This window comes from Streptomyces sp. 2323.1 (genome assembly GCF_900221035.1).
GTDB lineage: Bacteria > Actinomycetota > Actinomycetes > Streptomycetales > Streptomycetaceae > Streptomyces > Streptomyces sioyaensis.
This window is the reverse complement of the sequence record NZ_LT907981.1, coordinates 1,146,085-1,168,224: the sequence shown is the minus strand read 5'-3', so window position 1 is coordinate 1,168,224 and position 22,140 is coordinate 1,146,085. Positions and strand designations below refer to the sequence as shown.

At 76.2% G+C, this 22,140-nt stretch carries 10 protein-coding genes; all 10 read left to right on the top strand.

Going from position 1 to position 22,140, the window contains the following annotated elements; all coding sequences use genetic code 11:
• The first annotated feature begins 223 nt into the window (after positions 1 to 223).
• Complete coding sequence (locus CPH93_RS04410; protein ID WP_096212012.1) at positions 224 to 2,245, top strand: LodA/GoxA family CTQ-dependent oxidase; 2,022 nt, start codon at positions 224 to 226, stop codon at positions 2,243 to 2,245.
• Positions 2,242 to 3,414: an NAD(P)/FAD-dependent oxidoreductase gene (locus tag CPH93_RS04405; RefSeq protein WP_096212011.1), complete on the top strand. Its 1,173-nt coding sequence runs from the start codon at positions 2,242 to 2,244 to the stop codon at positions 3,412 to 3,414. The genes CPH93_RS04410 and CPH93_RS04405 overlap by 4 nt, the downstream gene beginning before the upstream one ends.
• A 371-nt stretch (positions 3,415 to 3,785) precedes the next feature.
• Positions 3,786 to 10,886 (top strand): type I polyketide synthase, encoded by a 7,101-nt coding sequence (locus tag CPH93_RS04400; RefSeq protein ID WP_096212010.1) that lies wholly within the window; start codon positions 3,786 to 3,788, stop codon positions 10,884 to 10,886.
• Positions 10,879 to 15,705 carry a type I polyketide synthase gene (locus tag CPH93_RS04395; protein ID WP_096212009.1) on the top strand — a complete coding sequence of 1,609 codons (4,827 nt, stop codon included), beginning with the start codon at positions 10,879 to 10,881 and terminating at the stop codon, positions 15,703 to 15,705. The genes CPH93_RS04400 and CPH93_RS04395 overlap by 8 nt, the downstream gene beginning before the upstream one ends.
• Positions 15,695 to 16,012: a phosphopantetheine-binding protein gene (locus CPH93_RS04390; RefSeq protein ID WP_093486928.1), complete on the top strand. Its 318-nt coding sequence runs from the start codon at positions 15,695 to 15,697 to the stop codon at positions 16,010 to 16,012. Before CPH93_RS04395 ends, CPH93_RS04390 begins: the two co-directional genes overlap by 11 nt.
• A 7-nt stretch (positions 16,013 to 16,019) precedes the next feature.
• The gene (locus CPH93_RS04385) at positions 16,020 to 16,811 is read left to right on the top strand and encodes an alpha/beta fold hydrolase (protein WP_096212008.1); all 792 of its coding nucleotides are present in this window, start codon (positions 16,020 to 16,022) and stop codon (positions 16,809 to 16,811) included.
• The gene (locus CPH93_RS04380; RefSeq protein ID WP_443031431.1) at positions 16,808 to 18,082 is read left to right on the top strand and encodes a glycosyltransferase; all 1,275 of its coding nucleotides are present in this window, start codon (positions 16,808 to 16,810) and stop codon (positions 18,080 to 18,082) included. Before CPH93_RS04385 ends, CPH93_RS04380 begins: the two co-directional genes overlap by 4 nt.
• A gap of 5 nt (positions 18,083 to 18,087) precedes the next feature.
• Positions 18,088 to 19,941 (top strand): class I SAM-dependent methyltransferase, encoded by a 1,854-nt coding sequence (locus CPH93_RS04375; protein WP_231977179.1) that lies wholly within the window; start codon positions 18,088 to 18,090, stop codon positions 19,939 to 19,941.
• Entirely contained in the window at positions 19,938 to 20,891 is a 954-nt protein-coding gene (locus CPH93_RS04370; RefSeq protein WP_231977178.1) for a galactokinase, read from the top strand. The genes CPH93_RS04375 and CPH93_RS04370 overlap by 4 nt, the downstream gene beginning before the upstream one ends.
• A 41-nt stretch (positions 20,892 to 20,932) precedes the next feature.
• Positions 20,933 to 22,084, top strand: a complete 1,152-nt coding sequence (locus tag CPH93_RS04365; RefSeq protein WP_096212004.1) for an alkaline phosphatase family protein — start codon at positions 20,933 to 20,935, stop codon at positions 22,082 to 22,084.
• The last annotated feature ends 56 nt before the right edge of the window (positions 22,085 to 22,140 follow it).

Genomic DNA, 22,140 nt, shown 5'->3' with positions numbered 1-22,140 from the left:
GTGCCCTTCTGGGGGCGCGGCGGCGACCCCGGCAGCAGTGGCGATCGCCGGCGGACCCCGTCACGGCCCCCGTCACGGCCCGTGACCGGCCCCGCCCGCAGGCCGTCCCGAAAGGGTGAATCCGTGCACCCATTGCGACGCCTCGATGTCCTCCCCCGAGCGGCGCCGCTCCTACGTTTGAAGCCTTCGGGGGCATCCACTCCCGCCCAGTGAGAGGCCTTCGATGGACACCAAGATCGCCCAGGTGAAGATCCACCCTGCCATCGGCATAGCCCGGGTCGGCAACAGTGACAAGCCGCCCTTCCTCGGCCCGGAGTCACCGGACCAGCCGCCGCCGGCCGCCGGCTCGTGCAAGGACAGCTCGGGGAAGATCATCCGGCAGGCCGCCCGCTTCCGGATCTACGGCTACAACCAGGCGGGCGAGGTCGTCCGGGAGCTCAAGCTGGGCGACGCGGAGGTCACCGAGATCAAGTGGTCGGTGCACCTGGCCAACAAGAAGGCCGCCTGGTACCAGTTCCACCTCCCGCTCGACATCCCCGAGGCTCTCGCCCTGCCGGACACCCAGCGGCGCCGGCGGAACTTCGGCGTCAGGGGAGCGGAGCGCAAGAAGCTCGTCAACGACCCCGGCCGGCAGACCATCCGCGCCTCCGTGCACGAGACCGCCACCTTCGCCGGGAAGATCATGAACCGGGCGGTCCCGCTCGGCTCGATCTCCACCCAGAGCGACGGCCGCCTGCTGGTCGTCGGTGGTGTCGGCAAGTCGGCTTCCTACACCACGCCCGAGACACCGATCTCCGGCGTCACCAACAACGACACCTGGTACGACGATGTCTCCGACGGCCCGGTCACGGCGGAGGTCACCCTCAGCGGCGGCACGAAGACCGCGACCCCCGCCTGGGTCGTGGTCGCCCCGCCGCACTTCGCACCCGGCGTGAAGACCGTCCGCACCCTCTACGACCTGCTCTACGACGTGTTCGTCGCCGAGCACACGCTGCCCGCCGCGCAGCAGGTCTCGTACCCGGACCACATCGAACCGCTCCTGCGGCGGTTCTGCGATCTGCAGTGGGTCAACCACGGCTTCGCCGCCCAGTTCGGCTGGGCCGGCCCGCACGACTTCCTCGAACCGGCCCTGCGCAAGCGGCTCGCCGACCCGGGCGAGGCCAGCCGGGAACTCCGCCGCCAGATCTACGTCCAGATACGCGACTACGAGCGGGACGGGACGTCCCCCCTGCCCTGGCCCTGGCTCTACGGCGACGCGATGGCCAGCGGCAAGCCCACGTCCGTGCGGCAGCACATCACGCTCTCCCCGGCCCAGGACCGGATGCTGGCCCAGTGGGCCGACGGCCACTTCACCACCGGCCCGCCCCGTACGGGCTTCCCGGTCGTGGACGACGCGCCGCCCGCCGAACAGCCGCACCTGCTGGACCGGGCGGCGCTGGAGAACTGCGCCGCCGATGCGTTCCACCCCGGCATCGAGGTCACCTGGCCGATGCGGCACAAGACCCTGTACGCCGAGCCCTTCCGCATCCTGCACCGCGCGCCGGACACCCCGGAACGCGACTACGGCGACGTCCTCACGGTCCAGGACGCCCTGGGCAAGAACGGCCCGCTGCATGCGCAGGGGCCGGGCGACCTCACCCGCTGGATGGCCGCCCCCTGGCAGTGCGACGCGGCGAGCTGCCGCTCCGGCTACCAGGTGCGGTCCGGGCTCGGCCCCCGCTACAGCCCCTACCTGCCCACCTTCTGGCCCGCCCAGATCCCCAACCACGTGCTCACACAGTCGGACTTCAGCACCGTCAACACCCCGCCGACCGGCTCCGACGACAGCGCCAGGGAGAAAGCCTTCGAGAACCGGGCGGTGTGGCTGCGGGGGCTCCAGGGCGCCGACTTCAACAAGCAGCGCCGGCAGATGATCGACGACTGGTTCAAGTTCGGCATCGTCGAGACCCGCGAATACACCGTGGGTGACGCGAAGTTCCCCCGGTACCTCCATGTGGAGTCCGAGCCCGGTTATCCGCCGGCCCCCGACCACGCCAACCTCATCAACATCCAGGTACCCGAGGCGGGCGTGCCCCAACTGGCCGGGGTGGCCGGTACCTGGACCGGGGAGGTCCCGGCCGAGACCGTGGAGTCCATGCTCGTGCAGCAGGCGGTCCTGGAGGTCAAGGAGGCGACCGGCCAGGACGAGGCGGCGATCGCCGCCGGGTACCTGGAGAAGCTCGACCCCTTCCACGGCGCCCAGTGACCCCCGCACCCGGCTACGACGTCGTGGTCGCGGGCGGTGGGCCGGCCGGCTGCGCCGCCGCGCTCGCCCTCGTACGGGCCGGGCGCACCGTCCTGCTCGCCGACGCCGGCACCGGCCCGCCCAAGACCGGCGAGGCGCTGGTGTCCGTGGGGCGGCTGCTCCTGGCCGACCTCGGCGTCGCGGGGCCGGTCCTGGGCAGCGGCCATCTGCCCTGCCACGGCAACCTGTCGGCCTGGGGCTCGGCCGCACTGCACGCCGTGGACTTCCTCCACGACCCCTACGGTCACGGCTGGCACCTCGACCGTCCGCTCTTCGACCGGCGGTTGCGCGCCGCCGCCCACGCGGCGGGCGCCGACGTCGCCGAGCACACCGTCGTACGACGCCCCTCCCGCCAGCCGGACGGCACCTGGCGGCTCACCCTGTGCGACCGCACCGGCGGCGGGGAGCGTACGGTCCGCTGCCGCTGGGTGGTGGACGCCACCGGGCGGCGCGCCGCGATCGCCGTCCGCTCCGGTGCCCGGCGGTGCACCGGAGACCGGCTCACCGCCCTCCACCTCCTCCTCGACCCGGCCCCGCAGCCCCCCACCGACGGCCGTTCGCTGGTCGAGTCCGACGAGGACGGCTGGTGGTACACCGCGCTGCTGCCCTCCCGGCACCGCCTGGTCGCCTACTTCACCGACCCCGACCTCCCCGTCGCCGCCGCCCGCGGCCCCGAGCGGTTCCGCGACCGGCTGCTGGCCACCCGGCACCTCTCCCGCCGGGCCCGCCCGCACGGCCTCAGCACCCTGCGGCCACCCCGCCGGGCCCCCGCGCACAGCGCCCATCTGGACCGGGTGCACGGCGACGGCTGGACGGCCGCCGGAGACGCGGCGGCCGCCTTCGACCCGCTCAGCTCCCAGGGCATCCTCACCGCCCTCTACACCGGGCTGAGCGCGGGCCAGGCGGTCGACGCCCGGCTGTACGGCGACCGGGCGGCCCTGGCCGACTACGCGGCGAAGGTGGCCGCGGCCCGGGTCGCCTACCACGACGGCCACCGTGCCGTGCACGCCCAGGAAACCCGCTGGGCCGACCGCCCCTTCTGGGCCCGGCGGCAGCGGACCGCCGGACCGGGATGCGGGGGATGCCAGGGGAAGCGGTTATCGGCCACCCCTGGGGCCGGTGGGCGATAACGGGCCGGTGGGGAGTGAGGGGCCCGGGGGCGCCGGTGTGACGGCGCGTGGGCAGGGGCCTTCTGCCGCACGGCGGCAGGAGCGGAACGGGCCGGGCGGGGACCGGCCGTGCGCCACCGGACGGTGCACCCGGCCCGGTCCTGCCGGGCGGCCGCGCGAGGCGCTGCACCTCGGAGCGGGGACGGCGGCCGAAACGGTGGATCGCACGGCGCGCGGGTGACCTTGGCGGAATCAACTACCGCCTGGCGCAGAGTCGTTGACAGTGCAAGGGGGTGGCCCCACGATGCAACGCGGCAATCAGCGGGCTACCACTGGGTAGCGCAGGTGGCAGTGGTCAGCGTGTTCGCCCCCCTCCGGCAGAAGGAGCGCCCGTGGTCCCCCCGCCCCCGTTCCCCGGCACCCCTCTCCCCAGATCTTCCGCCCCCGCTTCTTCGTCCGTCGGCGCGCGTACGGACGCCCCCGCACGTGACGGTGACGCGCCCGGCGGCCGGGCCGCGGGAGCCGTACGGACCGGCCCCGCCCCCGCCGGGCCCCCGCGTCCGGAGGCCCCCGACCGCGATCTCGTCGTCGTGCTCTCGCCGTTCGAGGAGCCGGACGAGCGGATCGTCGTGGCGGCCGCCCGCGCGGGCGCGCTCGGCCTGCTGGACCTCGGCCGGGACGCCGGTACGGCGCGTGCGGCGCTGGCCCGGGCCGGGCGGCTGCCGTACGGCGTGCGGATACCGGTGGGGTGCCCCTGCACCCCCGCCGACCTGCCCGTTGAGGTCGACACCGTGCTGCTCGCCGATCCACGGGCGTACGCCGCGGCCGTGCCGCACGGTGCCCCCGCCCTGCCCTCGTTACCCACCCCGCAGGACTGGGCCGACGGCGGCCGCCGCCGCGTATGGGCCGAGGTCACCACCCCCGAGGAGGCCGCGGCGGCCTGTGCCGCCGGCGCCGGTGCGCTCGTCGCCCGCGGCCATGAGTCGGGCGGCCGGGTGGGCGAACTCACCACCTGTGTCCTGCTCCAGCGGATACTCGCCGACCCGGCCGTGACCGTGCCCGTCCTCGCCGCCGGGGGCATCGGTCCGCACACCGCCGCCGCGGCCGTCGCCGGCGGGGCCGCCGGTGTGCTGCTCGACTCCCAGCTCGCGCTCACCACCGAGGGCGCGGCCCGGCTGCCCCGGGCGGTCGCGGCCGCGATCCGGGCCATGGACGGCAGCGAGACCACGGTCGTTGCGGGCCACCGGGTCCTCCTGCGCCCGGGCTTCGCGCTGCCGGGCCTCGCCACCGGCGGCGGGGCGGCCGCCGCCCACGACCTCGGCCCGGCAGATCTCACCGGTCTCCTCGGCGCCCGCGATCTGTCCACCCAGCTGCTTCCCATCGGCCAGGACGGTGCGTTCGCCGCCCGGCTCGCCGCACGCCACCGCACCACCGCAGGCGTCGTACAGGCCGTACGCGCCGCCGTCACCGGCCACCTCGCGGCGGCGGCCCGTACCCGCCCGCTGGCCCGCCGCCCCGGGGCCCGTCATCTCCCCGTGGCCCAGGGGCCGATGACCCGGGTCAGTGACGAGGCAGCCTTCGCCGCCGCCGTGGCCGCCGAGGGCGGGCTGCCCTTCCTCGCCCTGGCCGTCATGGACGGCGAGCAGGTGCGCCGGCTGCTGGCCGAGACCGCCGAACGGCTGGGCGCCAAGCCCTGGGGCGTCGGCCTGCTCGGCTTCGCGCCGCCCGCGCTCCGGACCGAACAGCTCGCCGCCGTGGCCGAGTTCGCCCCCGATTACGCCCTGATCGCCGGCGGCCGGCCCGCCCAGGCCGCGCCCCTCGAAGCAGCCGGCACCCGGACCTACCTCCATGTCCCCTCGCCCGGTCTGCTGGAGCGCTACCTCGCGGAGGGCGCCCGCCGATTCGTCTTCGAAGGCCAGGAGTGCGGGGGCCACATCGGCCCCCGGGCCAGCTTCCCGCTGTGGGAGGAGCAGATCGAGGGCCTGCTGGCACACGTACGAGCACACGGCGGGACGGCGGACGAGCTGGACGTGCTCTTCGCCGGCGGCATCCACGACGCCCGGTCGGCCGCCATGGCCATGGCCGCCGCCGCCCCGCTCGCCGAGCACGGCGCCACCCTCGGGGTCCTGATGGGCACCGCCTACCTCTTCACCGAGGAGGCCGTGGCCACCGGCGCCGTCCTCCCGGGCTTCCAGCAGACCGCGCTGGCCTGCGACCGGACCGTACTGCTGCGGACCGCACCGGGCCATGCCACCCGCTGCGCCGAGACCGCCTACGCCGACGAGTTCGCGGCGGCCGAACGGCGGCTGGCCGCGGACGGCACGGACCCGCGGGCCCGCTGGGAGGAGCTGGAGCGGCGCAACCTCGGACGGCTGCGCCTCGCGAGCAAGGGCCTGCGGCACACCGACGGCGGGCGCCCGGCGCCGGTGGGGGAGCCGGAACAGCGCCGCGAGGGCCTGTACATGCTGGGCCAGGCCGCCACCACCCGCAGCGCCACCACCACCCTCGCCGCGCTGCACCGCGAGGTGACCGACGGGGCCACCGCTCTGCTCGGCGCACGAGCGGAGGAGTTCCGGCCGCCCGCCCGACGCCCGGACCCGGAGGCGGACCCGCTGGACATCGCCATCGTCGGCATGGCCTGCTGCTTCCCGGGCGCGGCCGACACCGCCCGCTACTGGTCCCATGTCGTCCACGGCGTCGACGCCGTCACCGAGGTGCCCGCCGAGCGCTGGGACGCCGCGACCTACCACGACCCGGACCCCGCACGGGCGGGCGAGCGCACCCCCTCGCGCTGGGGCGGTTTCCTGCCGCCGGTCCCCTTCGACGCCCTCGCCCACGGCATCCCCCCGGCCTCCCTCGCCGGCATCGAACCGGTGCAGCTGCTCGCCCTCGACGCGGCGGCCAAGGCCCTGGCGGACGCCGGATACGCCGAGCGGGACTTCGACCGCGCCCGCACCGGCGTCGTCTTCGGCGCGGAAGCGGGCACCGAACTCGCCGGTGCCTACGGGCTGCGCGCGCTGCACCCGGCCTACCTCGGAGCGCTGCCGCCCGCCCTCGACGCCGCACTGCCCCGGCTGACCGAGGACTCCTTCCCCGGCGTGCTCGCCAACGTCATCGCCGGGCGGATCGCCGGCCGCCTCGACCTGGGCGGCGCCAACTGCACCGTGGACGCCGCCTGCGCCTCCTCGCTCGCCGCGCTCGACCTGGCCTGCCGGCAACTGCGCGACCACGACAGCGACATGGTCCTGTGCGGCGGCGCCGATGTGCACAACGGCATCAACGACTACCTGATGTTCGCGTCCGTCCGCGCCCTGTCGCCCACCGGCCGCTGCCGCCCGTTCGACGCCGCGGCCGACGGGATCGCGCTGGGCGAGGGCGTCGGCTGCCTGGTGCTGCGGCGCCTCGCGGACGCCGAACGGGACGGCGACCGGATCTACGCGGTCGTCAAGGCGGTCGGCACCTCCAGCGACGGACGCTCCCTGGGCCTCACCGCCCCACGGCCCGAGGGGCAGCGGCGCGCCCTGGAACGTGCCTACCGGCGCGCCGGGATCAGCCCCGCACAGGTGGGCCTGCTCGAAGCCCACGGCACCGGCACCGTCGTCGGCGACAGCACCGAACTCGCCGTCCTCACCGAGCTGTTCGACGCCGCGGGCGCGGCGCCGGGCAGCTGCTCGCTGGGTTCGGTCAAGTCGCAGATCGGGCACACCAAATGCGCGGCCGGCCTGGCCGGGCTCATCAAGGCCGCGCGCGCCGTGCACACGGGCGTGCGGCCGCCCACCCTGCATCTGACCCGCCCGGCCGCGGACGACGCCGCGGCCACCGGCCCGTTCCGCTTCGACACCGTCAGCGCCCGCCCCTGGCCGGTCCCCGTGGAGCGGCGCATCGCCGGGGTGAGCGCCTTCGGCTTCGGCGGCACCAACTACCACGCCGTGCTGGCCGGTTACGGCGGTGCCCCCGAGCCCGCGCACGCCCTGGAGGACTGGCCCGCCGAACTCTTCTGCTTCCGCGGGGCCGACCGTGCCGCCGCCGTACGGGCCGTGGAGCGGCTCGCCGCGCGGCTGGCCGACAACGACGCCGCCGGACGGCCGTGGCCGCTGCGCGACCTGGCCGCCGAGACCGCCGCGGCGCCGGGGCCGGTACAGATCTGTGTGGTGGCCGAGGACCTCGACGACCTCGCCGGCAAACTGACGGCGGCCCGCGGGCTCACCGCCGCCGACGGGGTGTACCTGCGCACCCGGGACGCCGACCCCGGCCTGGTGTCCTTCCTCTTCCCCGGCCAGGGCAGCCAGCGCACCGGCATGCTGGCGGAGTTGTTCACCGCCTTTCCCGCGCTGCGCGCCCTCCTGGACGGTGCCGACCCGCGGTGGACCGCGGCCATGTTCCCGCCCGCCGCCTTCACCGCCGGACAGCGGAGCGCCCAGCAGGCCGCCCTCACCGACACCCGCGTCGCCCAGCCGGCGCTCGGCCTCGCCTCCGCCGCCGCACACCGGCTGCTCACCACCCTCGGGGTGCGCCCCGACTGCGCCGCGGGGCACTCCTACGGCGAGCTGACCGCCCTGTGGGCCGCGGGCGCCTTCGACACCGAGGCGCTGCTCCGGCTCAGCGCCCGCCGCGCCGACGCGATCCTCACGGCCGCCGGGGACGACCCCGGGGCGATGGCTGCCGTGGCGGCCGCGCCCGACCGGGTGGCAGAGCTGACCGGGGGCACCGGCGTCGTCGTCGCCAACCACAACGCCCCTGCCCAGAGCGTGCTCTCGGGGCCGACGGACGCCGTGGACCGCGCCGTGGCGGCCCTGCACACGGCCGGTGTCGACGCCCGGCGGCTGCCGGTCGCCTGCGCGTTCCACAGCCCGCAGCTCGCCGCCGCCCGAGAGGCGCTCGCCGCCGAACTGGACGCCACCGCGGTGTCCGCGCCCGCCTTCCCGGTCTGGTCCGGCGCCACCGCCCGTCCCTACGACGGCGCCCCGGCCGCGCTGCGGAGCACCCTGGCGGGCCAGGTCGCCGCGCCGGTGCGCTTCGTGGACCAGATCGAGGACATGTACGCCGCCGGGGTGCGCACCTTCGTGGAGGCCGGCCCCGGCCGGGTCCTCACCGGGCTCGTCGGGCAGATCCTGGGGGAACGCCCGCACACCGCCGTGCCGCTGGACGTACCGGGCGAGTCCGCGCTCGCCCGGCTGCCGCACGTCCTGGCCCGGCTCGCCGCGGCCGGGGTCCCCCTCGACCCGGAGGCGCTGTTCCACGGGCGGACGCAGATCCTGCCGGACACCGCACCGCGCCGCCCGGGATGGCTGGTGGACGGGCACTTGGTGCGCACCGCCGACGGCGCCTGTCTGCCGGGCGGGCTGCGCCCGGCACGGCGGGTGGACACCCCCGGGGACACCGCGGCCGCGACCCACGAAGGGAGCGCCGCGGTCGGCGGCCTCGTCCGGCAGGATGCGGTACTGGAGTATCTGCGGACCACGCGGGAGCTGGTCGCCGCCCAACGGGACGTCGTAATGCGCTACTTGGGGGAGGGTGCGGCTTCCGGGCCGGTGTCCGAGGCGGAGCGCGCCGTTCCGTCGTACGCCGTGGCCGCCCTGCCGGCGCCGGAACCCGCCGGGGCCGCCGACCCACCCGCGCCGGCCTCCGCCGAGGCCGAGCCGCTGAGCCCCGACGAACTCCTCGACGCCGTACGGGAGATCATCCACACCCGGACCGGCTATCCGCGCGAGATGCTCGACGCCGGGCTCGACCTGGAGGCCGACCTCTCGGTGGACTCCATCAAGCGGGTGGAGATCATCGGCGCGCTGGCCGACCGGATCGGACTGCCGCAGGACGCCGGCGGGGCCACGGAATCGGCGGTGGAACAGCTCGCCCGGGTCAAGACCATCAGCGGCATCGTCGACTGGATCGCCGCCGCGCGCGCCGAGCCCGCACCGGCCCCGGAGCCGGCCGGGCCCGCACCGGCGGTGGTCCCCATTCCCGCCCCGCACACCACCGTGGGCCCCGCCGGACCGGACGAACCCGGCGGCGGCCCGGCCCCGTTGCCCCCGACCCGTTCCCTGGTCCGGGCCGTCCCTCTCGGCCCGCCTGCCGGCCGGCCGCCCGCCGAGGTGGTGGCCGGGGTCGACTTCGCGGTGGTCGAGGACGGCCAGGGAGTGGCGCTGGCCCTCACCGCCCTCCTGGAGAGCCATGGCGCACGGGTGCGCACCGTCCCCGCTGAGCGGCTGGCCGGTCTCACCGGTGACGGGGTGGCCGGAGTGGTGGACCTCAGCGCGCTGCGGGCGGGCCACGCAGCCGTCCTGCCCGGACAGTACGCCGCACTGCGCGGCGCCCTGACCGGCGGGAGCCGGTGGCTGCTGCTGGCCACCGCGGCCGGCGGCACCTTCGGCCAGGACACCGCCGGCGACGCCCCCGATCCGCTGCCCGGCGCCGGCCTGCGCGGCTTCGCCCGGACGGCCGCCCTCGAATACCCCGACGCCCTGATCCGCGCCGTGGACATCGACCCCAAGGACCGCCCCGAACGGATCGCCGCCCGCCTCCTCGCCGAACTCTGCGCCCCCGGCGAGCCGGTCGTCGTCGGCCACGCCCGGGGCGCCCGTACCACCCTGCGCACCGTCCCCGCACCGCTGCCCCACGACGGCACCGCCACCGGCCGGCCACCGCTCGGCCCCGGCTCCGTGGTGCTGCTGACCGGCGGAGCCCGCGGGATCACCGCCCGTACGGCCCTCGCCCTGGCCCGCGCCCATGGCTGCCACGTCGAACTCCTGGGCCGCACACCCCTGGGGGACACCCCCGAGGACCCGGCACTCGCGCACGCCCACGACCGCATCGCGCTGCGCGCCGCGCTGATCGCCCAGGGCCTGCGCCGGCCCGCCGAGATCGAGGCGGCGGCCGGCCGGGTGCTGGCCCGGCGCGAGATCGCCGGCACCCTCGCCGCCCTGGAACCGCTCGCCGCCTCCGTCCGCTACCACGCCGCCGATGTCACCGACGAGAGCGCCGTACGCGCCGTGGTGGACGACATCCGGGACCGGCACGGCCGCCTCGACGGGATCGTGCACGGTGCGGGCACCCTGGAGGACAAGCTGCTGCGGGACAAGGACCCGGCCTCGTTCGCCCGGGTCTTCGCCACCAAGGTCGACGGCGCCCGCCATCTGCTGTCGGCCGCCGGCGAGGACACCGGCTTCGTCGTCCTGTTCGGCAGCGTCGCCGGGGTCTTCGGCAACCGCGGCCAGGCCGACTACGCCGCCGCCAACGACGCCCTGGACACCCTCGCCGGGGCCTGGTCGGCCCGGATGCCCGGCCGCGTCCTCGCCGTCGACTGGGGCCCCTGGGCCGCCACCGGCGGCGGCATGGTCACCGAGGAACTGGAGCGCGCCTACGCCCGCCGCGGTGTCGCGCTCCTGGATCCCGACGCCGCGGCCGCCGCCCTCCTGGACGAACTGGCCCGGGGCACCGCGGCCCAGGTCGTGCTGGCGGCGGAGGCCAACGGCCGGGCGGCGGACGATGAGTGAGGCCCCGTTCCGTCCCTCCGGGCCCCGGCCCACGGACGCCGCGATCGTCGGCATGGGGGCGCTCTTCCCCGGCGCCGGCGACCTCGCCGCCTACTGGCGCAACGTGGTGGCCGGTACGGACTGCATCACCGACGTGCCGCCCGGCCGCTGGGACCCGGAGGTCTACTACGACCCGCACGGCGCCGAGGGCCCCGCCCGCAGCGACCGCTTCTACTGCCGGCGGGGCGGCTTCCTGGACGAGCTGGCCGTCATCGACCCCACCCGCTTCGGCATCATGCCCGCCGCGGTCCCGGGAGCCGAGCCCGATCAGCTGCTCGCCCTGCGGGTGATCGCCGACGCCATCGCCGACGCGGGCGGCCAGGAGCGGCTGCCCGCCGACCGCTCCCGTATCGGCGTCATCCTCGGCCGCGGCGGCTACATGGGCGTGGCCACCGCCCGCCTCGACCAGCGCGTCCGTACGGCCCACCAGCTCGCCGCCACCCTGCACGAACTCGCCCCGGAACTGGGGGAGGAGAAGATCGCGGCCGTCCGGGAGGCCTTCCAAGCCAGCCTGGGGCCCGAGGCGCCGGAGGCCTCCATCGGCCTGGTCCCCAGCTTCACCGCCGCCCGGACCGCCAACCGGCTGGACTTCCGCGGTCCCGCCTACACCCTCGACGCGGCCTGCGCCTCCTCCCTGCTGGCCGTGGCACAGGCCGTCGATCTGCTGGCCGCCGGCCGCTGCGACCTCATGGTCGCCGGAGCCGTACACCACTGCCATATCGCCACCCTGTGGAGCGTCTTCACCCAGCTGCGCGCGCTCAGCCCCACCCAGCACATCCGCCCCTTCGACCGCCGGGCCGACGGGACCCTGCTGTCCGAAGGCACCGGTGTCGTCCTGCTCAAGCGGCTGGCCGACGCCGAGCGCGACGGGGACCGGGTGTACGCGGTGATCCGCGGGGTGGGAGTGGCGGGGGACGGGCGTACCGCGAGCCTGATGAGCCCCGAGGTCGAGGGCCAGGTCCAGGCGCTGACGCAGGCCTGGCACGGTGCGGGCCTCGACCCGGCGGCCCCCGGAGCGCTCGGGCTGCTGGAGGCGCACGGCACCGGTACCCCGGTGGGCGACCGCACCGAACTGGCCACCCTGGCGAGGGTGTTCGGGCCGCCCGGGGCGGGCCTGGCGCCGGTCGGCCTGGGCTCGGTGAAGTCGATGCTCGGCCACACCATGCAGGCCGCCGGCATCGCCGGACTCATCAAGGCCGCCCTCGCCGTCCACCACCGCACCCTGCCGCCGACCCTGCACCTCGACGAGCCGCACGAGGACCTGGCACGCACCCGTATGCGGCCGGTCACCGCGGCCGAACCCTGGGACGCCGGACCGGCGCCACTGCGGGCGGGCGTCAACGCCTTCGGCTTCGGCGGGATCAACGCCCACGCCGTCCTGGAGGAAGCACCGGGAGCATCGGGAGCACCAGGGCGACACCGCCCCGATGCACCGCCCGTGCGCCGGAACTCCCGGTTGCGGACGACGGAGCCGGAGCGCACCTACTGGCTCACCGCGGACACCCCCGGCGAACTGGCCGAGGAATTGCGGAAGGCGGGGGACCGGGGCGCGGACGCGGACACCGGCGTCCCCGCGCACCACCGCCCCTGCCGGCTCGCGCTGCCCGACCCCACCCCGCAGCGCCGCGCCCTGGCCGCCAAGATCCTCGCGCGCGGCCTGCCCTGGCGCGGCCGCGGCGAGGTGTGGTTCACCCCGGCCCCCTTCTTCGGTCCGTACGCCGCGGAGCCGGGAGCCCGGCTCGCGTTCCTCTTCCCGGGGCTGGAGGCCGAATTGCCGCCTCCGGTGGACGAGATCGCCGACCTGCTGGCCCTGCCCCGGCCCCGGGTCACCGGCGGCGCGGGACTGGTCGAGCGGGCCGTCGACACCCTCACCACCGGACGGCTGCTCGCCCGCGCACTGCGCGAACTGGGCATCGCCCCCGATCTGCTGGCGGGCCAAAGCCTCGGCGAATGGACCGCGATGGTGGTCGCCGGCATGTATCCGCCGCAGGCCGTGGACGCCTTCCTCGGCTCGCTGAGACCGACCTCGCTCGCCGTACCCGACCTGGTCTATGCGGCCCTGGGCTGCGGCGCCGCACAGGCGGCCGAGGCGCTGGCGGGGCTGGACCGGGTCGCGGTCAGCCATGACAACTGCCCGCACCAGTCGGTGATCTGCGGGGACCCCGGGCAACTGGCCGAGGCGGTGCGCAGACTCGCGGAGCAGGGCGTACACGCCCAGGAGATGCCCTTCCGCTCCGGCTTCCACACGCCGATGTGGGCGCCCTACCTGGACCAGGTGGGCGCCGCGTTCGACGCCCTGCCGCAACGGGACCCGCAGCTCCCCGTGTGGTCGGCCACCACGGTCGCCACGTTTCCCGAAGACCCGCCCGCGGTACGCCGGCTGGTGCTGCGCCACCTGCTGGAGCCGGTCCGCTTCCAGGAGCTGACCAGGCGCCTGTACGAGACGGGCGTACGCGCCTTCGTCCAGGTCGGCGCCGGCAGCCTCACGGGGTTTGTGGCCGACACGCTCCACGGACGGGAGCATCTCGCCGTCGCGGCGGCGGGCGTTGGCGACGGTGGAACGGGAGCGCTGCGGCGGCTGGCAGCGGCTCTGTGGGCGGAGGGGGTGAACCTGCGGTGGGATCGGATGGGGGGTGTCGCGGGTGCCGGGGCGCTCGGCACTGTGCCGTCTGCGGCGCCTACCGCCATGCCGTCTGCGGCGTCCGCCACGGTCCTGTCCGCGATGCCCGGTACCGTCCCGCCCGCGGCGTCCGCCACCGTGCCGTCCGCGGTGTCCGGCCCCGTCCTGCCCGCGGCGTCCGCCACCGTCCCGGCGGCATCCGGCCCGCCGGTCCGGCTGGACCTCGGCTCACCGCTGGTCCGGCTGGGCGAGACGGTGCCGAGGACGGGGATTTTCGCGCCTGCGGGCCCACCCCCACCCCCGAACCCACCCCCCGCCCCCTCCCCCGAAGGGGGAGGAGGGGGAGGGGGCGGGGGAGCGCTGTCGCACGCACGTCCGCCCGTCGCCGAACCCGTCCGGCAGGCCCTCGACGCGCTCCTCGCCGAGACCCGCGCCGCCAGCCGGACCGTCGCCGCCGCGGCCGCGGCCCACGCTTCCCCCCACGTCGCCCCGGCCCCCGCAGCCGCCCCCGCTGCCGCCGTACCGGCCGCCGCCGCCGTACCGGCCGCCGCCCCCGCCGCAGCACCGCCCGACGCCCACGCCGCGCCTGCCCACCCAGCCCCGCCCCCCACCCTCCGCCACCTCTCCCTCGAAACCCTCCCCTACGTCCGCGACCACTGCGTCTACCTCCAGCCCGACGACTGGCCCGAGCCCGCCGACCGCTTCCCCGTCGTCCCGATGACCACCCTGCTCGAACTGGCGGCGGAGGAGGCCCGGCAGGTGGCCCCGGGGCAGACCGTCACCGGCTACTCCGACGTACGGGCCCTGCGCTGGCTGCCCGTCGCCCCGCCCGTCGCCCTGACCGTCACCACCACCCCCGCCGGGGACGGCCGGATACGGGTCGGCCTCGGCGACTACGCCTCCGTCACCGTGCACCTCGCGGGGCGCCACCCGGCGCCACCGCCCCCTGACAGCTCGCCCCTGACCTCCGGCGGGCCGGCGCCGGTGAGTGCTGCGGCGCTCTACCGGGACCGGTGGATGTTCCACGGCCCGGCGTTCGCCGGCGTCCACGAGGTCAGCACGCTCGCCGCCGACGGCATCCGCGGCACCCTGCGCGCCCTGCCCGCGCCCGGCGCCCTCCTGGACGCCGCGGGCCAACTCCTCGGCCACTGGATGCAGCTGAAGCTCTCCGGCGACCGGCTGGTCTTCCCCGCGACCCTGGACCGGGTACGGCTCTACGGGCCCCCGCCCCGCGAGGGTGCGCTGCTGGCGGCCACCGCCCGGATCCGTGCGGTACGCCCCGGCACGGTGCGTGGCGACGTGGAGCTGTGCCGCGCCGACGGCGCCGTATGGGCGCGGCTGGAGGGGTGGACGTACCGGCGCTTCGGGGCCGACGAGCGGGTGTGGCCGATGAAGTTCACCCCGGAGGTGTGCGGCATCGGCGAACCCCGGCCGGGCGGCTGGTGTCTGGCCCGCCGCCGCTGGTCGGACCCGGCCTCGCAGGAGCTGGTCATGCGCCGCTATCTGGGCGCGGCCGAACGCGCACGCTACGAACGGTGCGCGCCGCACGCCCGCACGGCCTGGCTGCTGGGCCGGATCGCGGCCAAGGACGCGGTCCGTGAACTGCTGTGGGACGAGGGGGCCGGGCCGGTCTTCCCGGCCGAGGTCGCCGTCGTCAACGACGACCACGGCCGCCCCCGCCCCGACGGCCCGCTCACCCGCGGCATCCATCTCTCGCTCGCCCACAGGGACCGGATCGCCGTCGCCCTCGCCCACCGGTCGGGCCCCGTCGGGATCGACATCGAGACCGTCACGGACGATCCGGGCGCCCTCGAACGGATCGCCCTCACCCCGGCCGAACGCCGCCTGGCGGACGGCCTGCACGCCCGCGACGCGGCCGGCGGCCGCGCCCACTGGCTCACCGCCCTGTGGTGCGCGAAGGAGGCCGCGGCGAAGGCGGCCGGCAGCGGCCGCGGCGGCCGGCCGCAGGCGTGGGCCGTGACCCCGGCACCGGGCGGCGCCCTGTGGGTGACCGGCCCGGACGGCCGCCGCCACCTCGTCCACCTCGACTCTGTCCACGACCCGTCCGCACGCCACGTCGTCGCCTGGACCGGGCCGCCGCCCGGGGTCCGTACGGGCACCGACACCCCCACACTCCCGGAGGCCATCCATGACAGCTGAGCCCCGCACCGAGCGCACCCGGACGATCGTGGACGAGATCACCGACATGCTGGTGAGCGTCGTCGGCGACGAACTCCTCGTCGTCGGGGAGATCGGCCCCGCCACCACCTTCAACGACGATCTCGCCCTGGAGAGCATCGAGTTCGTTGCCCTGGCCGAGCTGCTCCAGGAGCGCTACGGCCCGTCGGTGGACTTTCTCGGCTTCCTCGCCGAGAAGGACATCGACCAGATCCTGGCCATGTCGGTCGGTGAACTCGCCGCGCACGTCGACCGGGTCACCACCGCCGGCCGGGCCTGCGCGAGCTGAGCGCGCCATGGCCCACACCCCCGCAAACGGGCTGCGCCTGCACACCCAGCGGCTGCCGGGCCGCGGCGACGGCCCCACCGTGGTCTTCCTCCACGGGCTGGTGATGGACAACCTGTCGAGCTTCTACTGCACCCTCGCCGGCCCCGTCTCCCGCGCCGGCCACCCGGTGCTCCTCTACGACCAGCGCGGCCACGGCCGCAGCGAGCGGCCGGCCGGCGGCTACGACCGGGACACCGCGGTGGCCGACCTCACCGCCCTGCTCGCCGCCCTCGGGCTCGACCGCCGCCCGGTCCATCTGGTCGGCAACAGCTACGGCGGTGTACTGGCCCTGCACACCGCGCTCCGCCGGCCCGACCTGGTCGCCTCGCTGGTGCTGATCGACGCCCAGCTGACCGGCGACTGGGTCGAGGACATGACCGACACCCTCTCCGTCGCGGCCCTCGGCCTCGAACACAGCGGGCTGCCCGAACAGCTCGCCGCGCTCGGGCGGCGCAAGGAGGCCCGGCTGGCGGCCGGGGCCGACGCCCTGCTCAACCACACCACCCTGATCGAGGACCTCGCCTCGGTGACCGCCTTCACCGCCCGCGACTTCGCCCGGCTGCGCTGCCCGGTCCTCGCCGTCTACGGCGCGCACTCCGAACTTCTGCCCGGGGCATACGAGTTGGCGCGCAGCGCGCCGGACTGCGAGCTGTGTGTGCTGCCCGGCGTCGGGCACACCGTGCTCAACGAGGCCACCCAAGGGCTGTGCGCCGCGGTGCTGACCCGGCTCGGCGCCCGGGCCGGGGCGGTGGCCGGATGAGAGTGCTCTTCGTCGTCCCGCCGCTGGCCGGGCATGTCAACCCCACCGTCGCCGTCGCCGCCGAACTCACCGCCCGCGGCCACCAAGTCGCCTGGGCCGGCCCCGCCGTCGCCCTGGATCCGCTGCTCCCTGCGGGCGCCCTGCTGTATGCGGCGGGGGACCGGAGCGCGGCCGAGGGGCATGACGTGCTGCATGCGCGCTGGCGCGATCTGCGGGGCGTGGCGGCGCTGCGGTTCCTGTGGGCGGAGGTACTCATCCCGCTCGCCCGGGCGATGCTGCCCGGGGTGCACAGCGCCGTCGCCGCCTTCCGGCCCGATGTGCTGGTGGCCGACCAACAGGCCCTCGCCGGGGCCCTGGTGGCGCGCCGGCACGGACTGCCCTGGGTGACCTCGGCGACCACCTCGGCGGAGTTCACCCGGCCGTTCGCCGGGGTCCCGAAGGTGGGGGAGTGGGTCGCGCAGAGCATCGCGGCGCTGCTCGCCGACTGCGGCGCACCCGCCGGCTGGGACCCGCGCTTCTCCCCGCACCTCGTCCTGGTCTTCTCCACCCCCGAACTCATCGGCCCCGGCGGGACGGACCAGGACGCGCCATCCGCCGGCCCGGGCGACCACGGCGCGAGCGGATACCCGCCCCACTACGCCTTCGTCGGCCCCGCCTTCGGCGCCCGCCCGCCGGCCGGCGACTTCCCCTGGCGCCGGCTGGATCCCGCCCGGCCCCGGGTCCTGGTCTCCCTGGGCACCCTCAACCGCGAGGCGGGCGCCCGCTTCTACCCCGCGGTCCTGCGTGCCGCGGACGTCCTCGCCGACCGGGCCCAGCTGATCCTCGCCGCCCCCGGCGACCTCATCGGGACCCTCCCGCACCACGTGGTGCACCAGGAGTACGTCCCCCAGCTGAAGCTGCTGCCGCACCTGGACGCGGTGCTGTGCCACGGCGGCCACAACACCGTGTGCGAGGCGCTCGCCCACGGGCTGCCGCTGGTCGTGGCGCCGGTCCGCGACGACCAGCCGATCGTCGCCCGCCAGGTGACCGAGGCCGGCGCGGGCGTACGGGTGCGCTTCGGCCGGGCCCGCGCGGAAGAACTGCACCGGGCGCTGTCCGCCGTCCTGGACGACCCGGCCCACCGCCGCGCGGCCCGCCGCATCCAGGCGTCCTTCGCCGAGGCGGGCGGCGCCCCCGCCGCGGCCGACCGCCTGGAGAAACTGCCGCCCGGGCCGCGCCTGCACCCGCCCGCCCCCGGCACCGCCCCGACCGTGACCGAGAAGGGACCGTGAGCCAGATGACGCCAGCGCACCGTTCGGGACGACGCACGCGATGGGTGGCGGCCGCCGCCGTCACGGCCCTGGGCGCGGGCACCGTACGCGCCCGCCGCCGGCTCGCCGCGCTGCCCGTGCTCGACCTCGCCCCGCACGACCCCCCGCCGCTGCTGGGCTGGCAGCTGATCACCGCGCCCGGTGTCACGGCCGACGAGGCCACCCTGCGCGCCGCGGTCGCCCACGCCGTACGCGAAGGACTCCAGGTCCTGGACCTCGTCCCGGCACAGCTGGACGCCGAGAGCACCCTCGGGCTGCTCCGGCTGCTCGACCCCGCCGCCCACCGCACCGACCGCTGCGCTCCGGGCCACGGCGCGGGCCATGCGCTGCTGGTGGCCGACGCGGTCCTCGGGCGGGCCGGGCTCGACGACGCGGAGCCGCCGCGCTCGGCGGCCGACCTGATCCGCCTCGTGCGCACCCTCAAGGAGTACGCCCCCGAGGCCACCGGCTGGGCCCTCGCACCCGGCGTGACGGCGCCGCCCCCCGACCCAGGCTGGCGCGCCGAGGAGCTGCGCGCCCGCGGCCTGCCGCCGGGCCTGCTGTCCGCAGCCCAGCTCGCCGGGCTCGCCCTGCTGGTGAAGTGCTGTGTCTCGGCGCCGCGTTGGGGCCTGGCCGCGGCCGCCCTGTACTGGCTGCAGCCCGCCGCCGTACTGGCCCCGGCCCGCGGACCGCGCCCCGCGGGGCTGGCCCGCGCCACCGCGGTCCGTCCGCTGCGCTCCCTGACCACCGCGCTGCGGACCCTGCGGACGCCCTCCGCGAATCCGCCCGAACCGGCCGGCACCGCGGCGCGCCGGGCCGCCTACCTCAACGAACTCGTCGCCGGCACCGAGCGGTTCTTCGAACCCCGCCGCACCGACTGCCCCTGGTGCGCGGCACCGGACCTCACCGTGCGGGTCCGAATGCCCGACCTGCTCCAGGGCAAGCCCGGCCGCTTCACCCTGGAGGAGTGCCGCCGCTGCGGCCACGTCTTCCAGAACCCCCGCCTCACCCCGGACGGACTGGACTTCTACTACCGCGACTTCTACGAGGGCCTCGGCGGCGAGGGCGCCGCCCTGGTCCTGGGCCGGATGAGCGGCACCTACCGCGACCGTGCCGCACTGCTGCGGCCCTTCACCACCCCCAGGGCCTGGCTCGACGTCGGCACCGCCGCCGGGCACTTCTGCAACGCGGCGCGCACCGTATGGCCCGACACCCGATTCGACGGCCTGGACATGGGCGAGGGGGTGCACGAGGCCGCCCGCCGGGGCTGGATCACCACCGGCTACCAGGGCCAGTTCCCCGACCTGGCCGACCGGCTCGCCGGCCGCTACGACACGGTGAGCATGCACCACTACCTCGAACACACCCGGGACCCCTTCGCCGAACTCGACGCGGCCGTCAAGGTCCTGGCCCCCGGCGGCCATCTGCTGATCGAGCTCCCCGACCCCGAGTCCCGTACGGGGCGACTGCTCGGCCCCTACTGGCTGCCCTGGTTCCAGCCCCAGCACCAGCACCTGATGCCGGTCGGCAACCTCAAACAGGCCCTGACCGCCCGGGGCTTCACCGTCCTCGCCGAGCAGCACGGCGCGGCGCACCAGGGCAACGGCGACTTCCTCGCGGCCGTCGCCCTCCTCGCGAACCGGCTCGCCCCCGACCCGCGCGCCCCCTGGGCCGGCGTCACCGACACCCCGGGCCGCCGCGCCGCCCGAAGTGCTGTCCAGGCCATGGCCGTTCCCTGCTACGCCGCCGCCTTCGCCCTGGACGTCCTGGGCACCGTCGCGGCTCGGGCCACCGACGGCGGCAACGCCTACCGGCTGCTGGCCCGCAAAGCACTGGGGTGAGCGCGGTGGACCTGGCCCGGCGCGCGACGGCGGACCCGCTGCTGCGGCTGCTCGCGCACGGCTTCGCGACCACGTACCGGCGGCCGCCCGGCGCGGTGTGGCGGGCCCCGTACGCCTTCCGGCTCGCCGCCTCCGCCGTCGAGCCCGCCGTGCCGCTCACCGAGACGGGCCCGCGGACCGACTGGGTCGCGGCGGCCAACTGGTATGTCGCCGCGGCCGTCTCCCCGCGCGCCGACGGCCTGCTCCGCTGCGGCTCGCTCAACCACCCGGCCGAGTCCGCCGAGCTGCCCCTGACCGGACCGGCCGCCCGGGCCCCCGGCTGGGCGGCCCGCCCCTACGCCGTGCTGCGGGCGCTCGCCGCCGCCGGCTTCGGCCGGGGCGGCGCCGACCTGCACGTGAACGCCACCCTGCCCGATGCCGTGGGGCTGCCCGTCGCCGAACCGCTGGAGTGCGCGGTCGCGCTGGCCCTCGCGGACGTGCACGCCGCGCGGGGGGCCCGCCCGCTGCCCCGCGCGCAGCTGGCCGAACTCCTCGGCGCCGCCGTACCCGGCGACCACGGGCTGCGCCGCGCGGTGCTCTTCGGCCGGACCGGTCAGCTCCTGGCGGCCGACGGCAGCGCCCGCCGGCCGCTGCCCGCCCCGGACGGCGGCCCCGCTCCCTGTCTGCTGCTCCTGACGGCCCGCATGGGCACCGGCGGCGATACGGAGGACACCGGTGCTGCGGCCGTGGCCACCGGCCTGGCCTCCGCGGTCCGCGAAGCCCTGCGGGCCGGTGCCCGGTCCGCCTGCTGGCCGGGCACCCGCCCGGGGCACAGCGTCCTGCTGCTGTTGCCCCCGGACCGGCGCGCGGCCGTCCGCACTGCCGTCATCGACGCCTTTCGCCGCTGCGACCTGCCCGTACCGCGCCTGCTGCGGATCGCCGTCACGGCCGCCGCCCGCCGCGAGAACTGACACCCCCCACCTGCCGGCTTCCCCCAGAGGAGTGAGAGCTGATGAGACGAACAGTGAGCCGCAGACGCCGGGCGATCGCCGCGGCGCTCGGTGCGCTCGGCCTGATCGCCGTCGCCACCACGGCGGACGCCCACACCGGCCGGTCCGCGCTGCCGTCCTACGACCACGTCGTGGTCGTCGTCTTCGAGAACAAGCAGTACGGCGAGATCATCGGCAACCGCGACGCGCCCTACCTCAACGAACTCGCCCAGAGCGGCGCCGACCTCACCGCAATGAAGGCGCTGACCCACCCCAGCCAGCCGAACTACTTCAACCTCTTCTCCGGCGCCACCCAGGGCATCACCAGTGACGGCTGCTACTCCGCCCAGTCGATGACCGCGCCCAACCTCGCCCAGGAGCTGATCGCGGCCGGCAAGACCTTCGCGAGCTACAACGAGGGCCTGCCCGCCCAGGGCTCCACCACCTGCTCCGACGGCCGGTATGCGCAACGGCACAACCCCTGGTTCGCCTTCCGGAACGTGCCCCTGGACACCGGCCGGACCTTCGCGCAGTTCCCCCGGGACGACTTCGGCACGCTGCCGACCCTCTCGTTCGTCATCCCGGACAGGTGCAACGACATGCACGACTGCGCCGTCGGCAGCGGCGACGCCTGGCTGAAGAACAACCTCGCCGGATACGCCCGGTGGGCCGAGGACCACAACAGCCTGCTGATGGTGACCTGGGACGAGGACAACTACTTCGGTTCCAACCGGATCGCGACCATCTTCCACGGCGCCCACGTCAAACGCGGCAGCGTCAGCGGCGACTACAACCACTACAACCTGCTGCGGACCTTCGAGGACATGTACGGCACCGGGCACGCGGGCAATGCGGCCACCGCCGCCCCCGTCACCGGGGTCTTCGACACCGGCGGTACCGAACCGCCCGGCGGCGGCCTCGAACTCGCCACCCCCGGCCCGCAGACCTGCCGCTTCGCCCAGGAGTGCACCGTCAAGCTCACCGCCACCGGCGGCAGGACCCCGCTCACCTACCGTGTCACCGGTCTGCCGTTCGGCCTGTCCGCCGACGCGGGCGGCGGCCGGATCGGCGGCAGACCCTGGCAGACCGGCACCTTCCCGGTCACGGCGACGGTCACCGACGCGGCCGGCGCCACGGCCACCGCTTCCTTCCCGCTCACCGTCAACTGGTTCTGACGGGCGGCCGCAAAGGAAAAAAGGCCCGGGCCCGCCACCTGTGCGGTGGCGGGCCC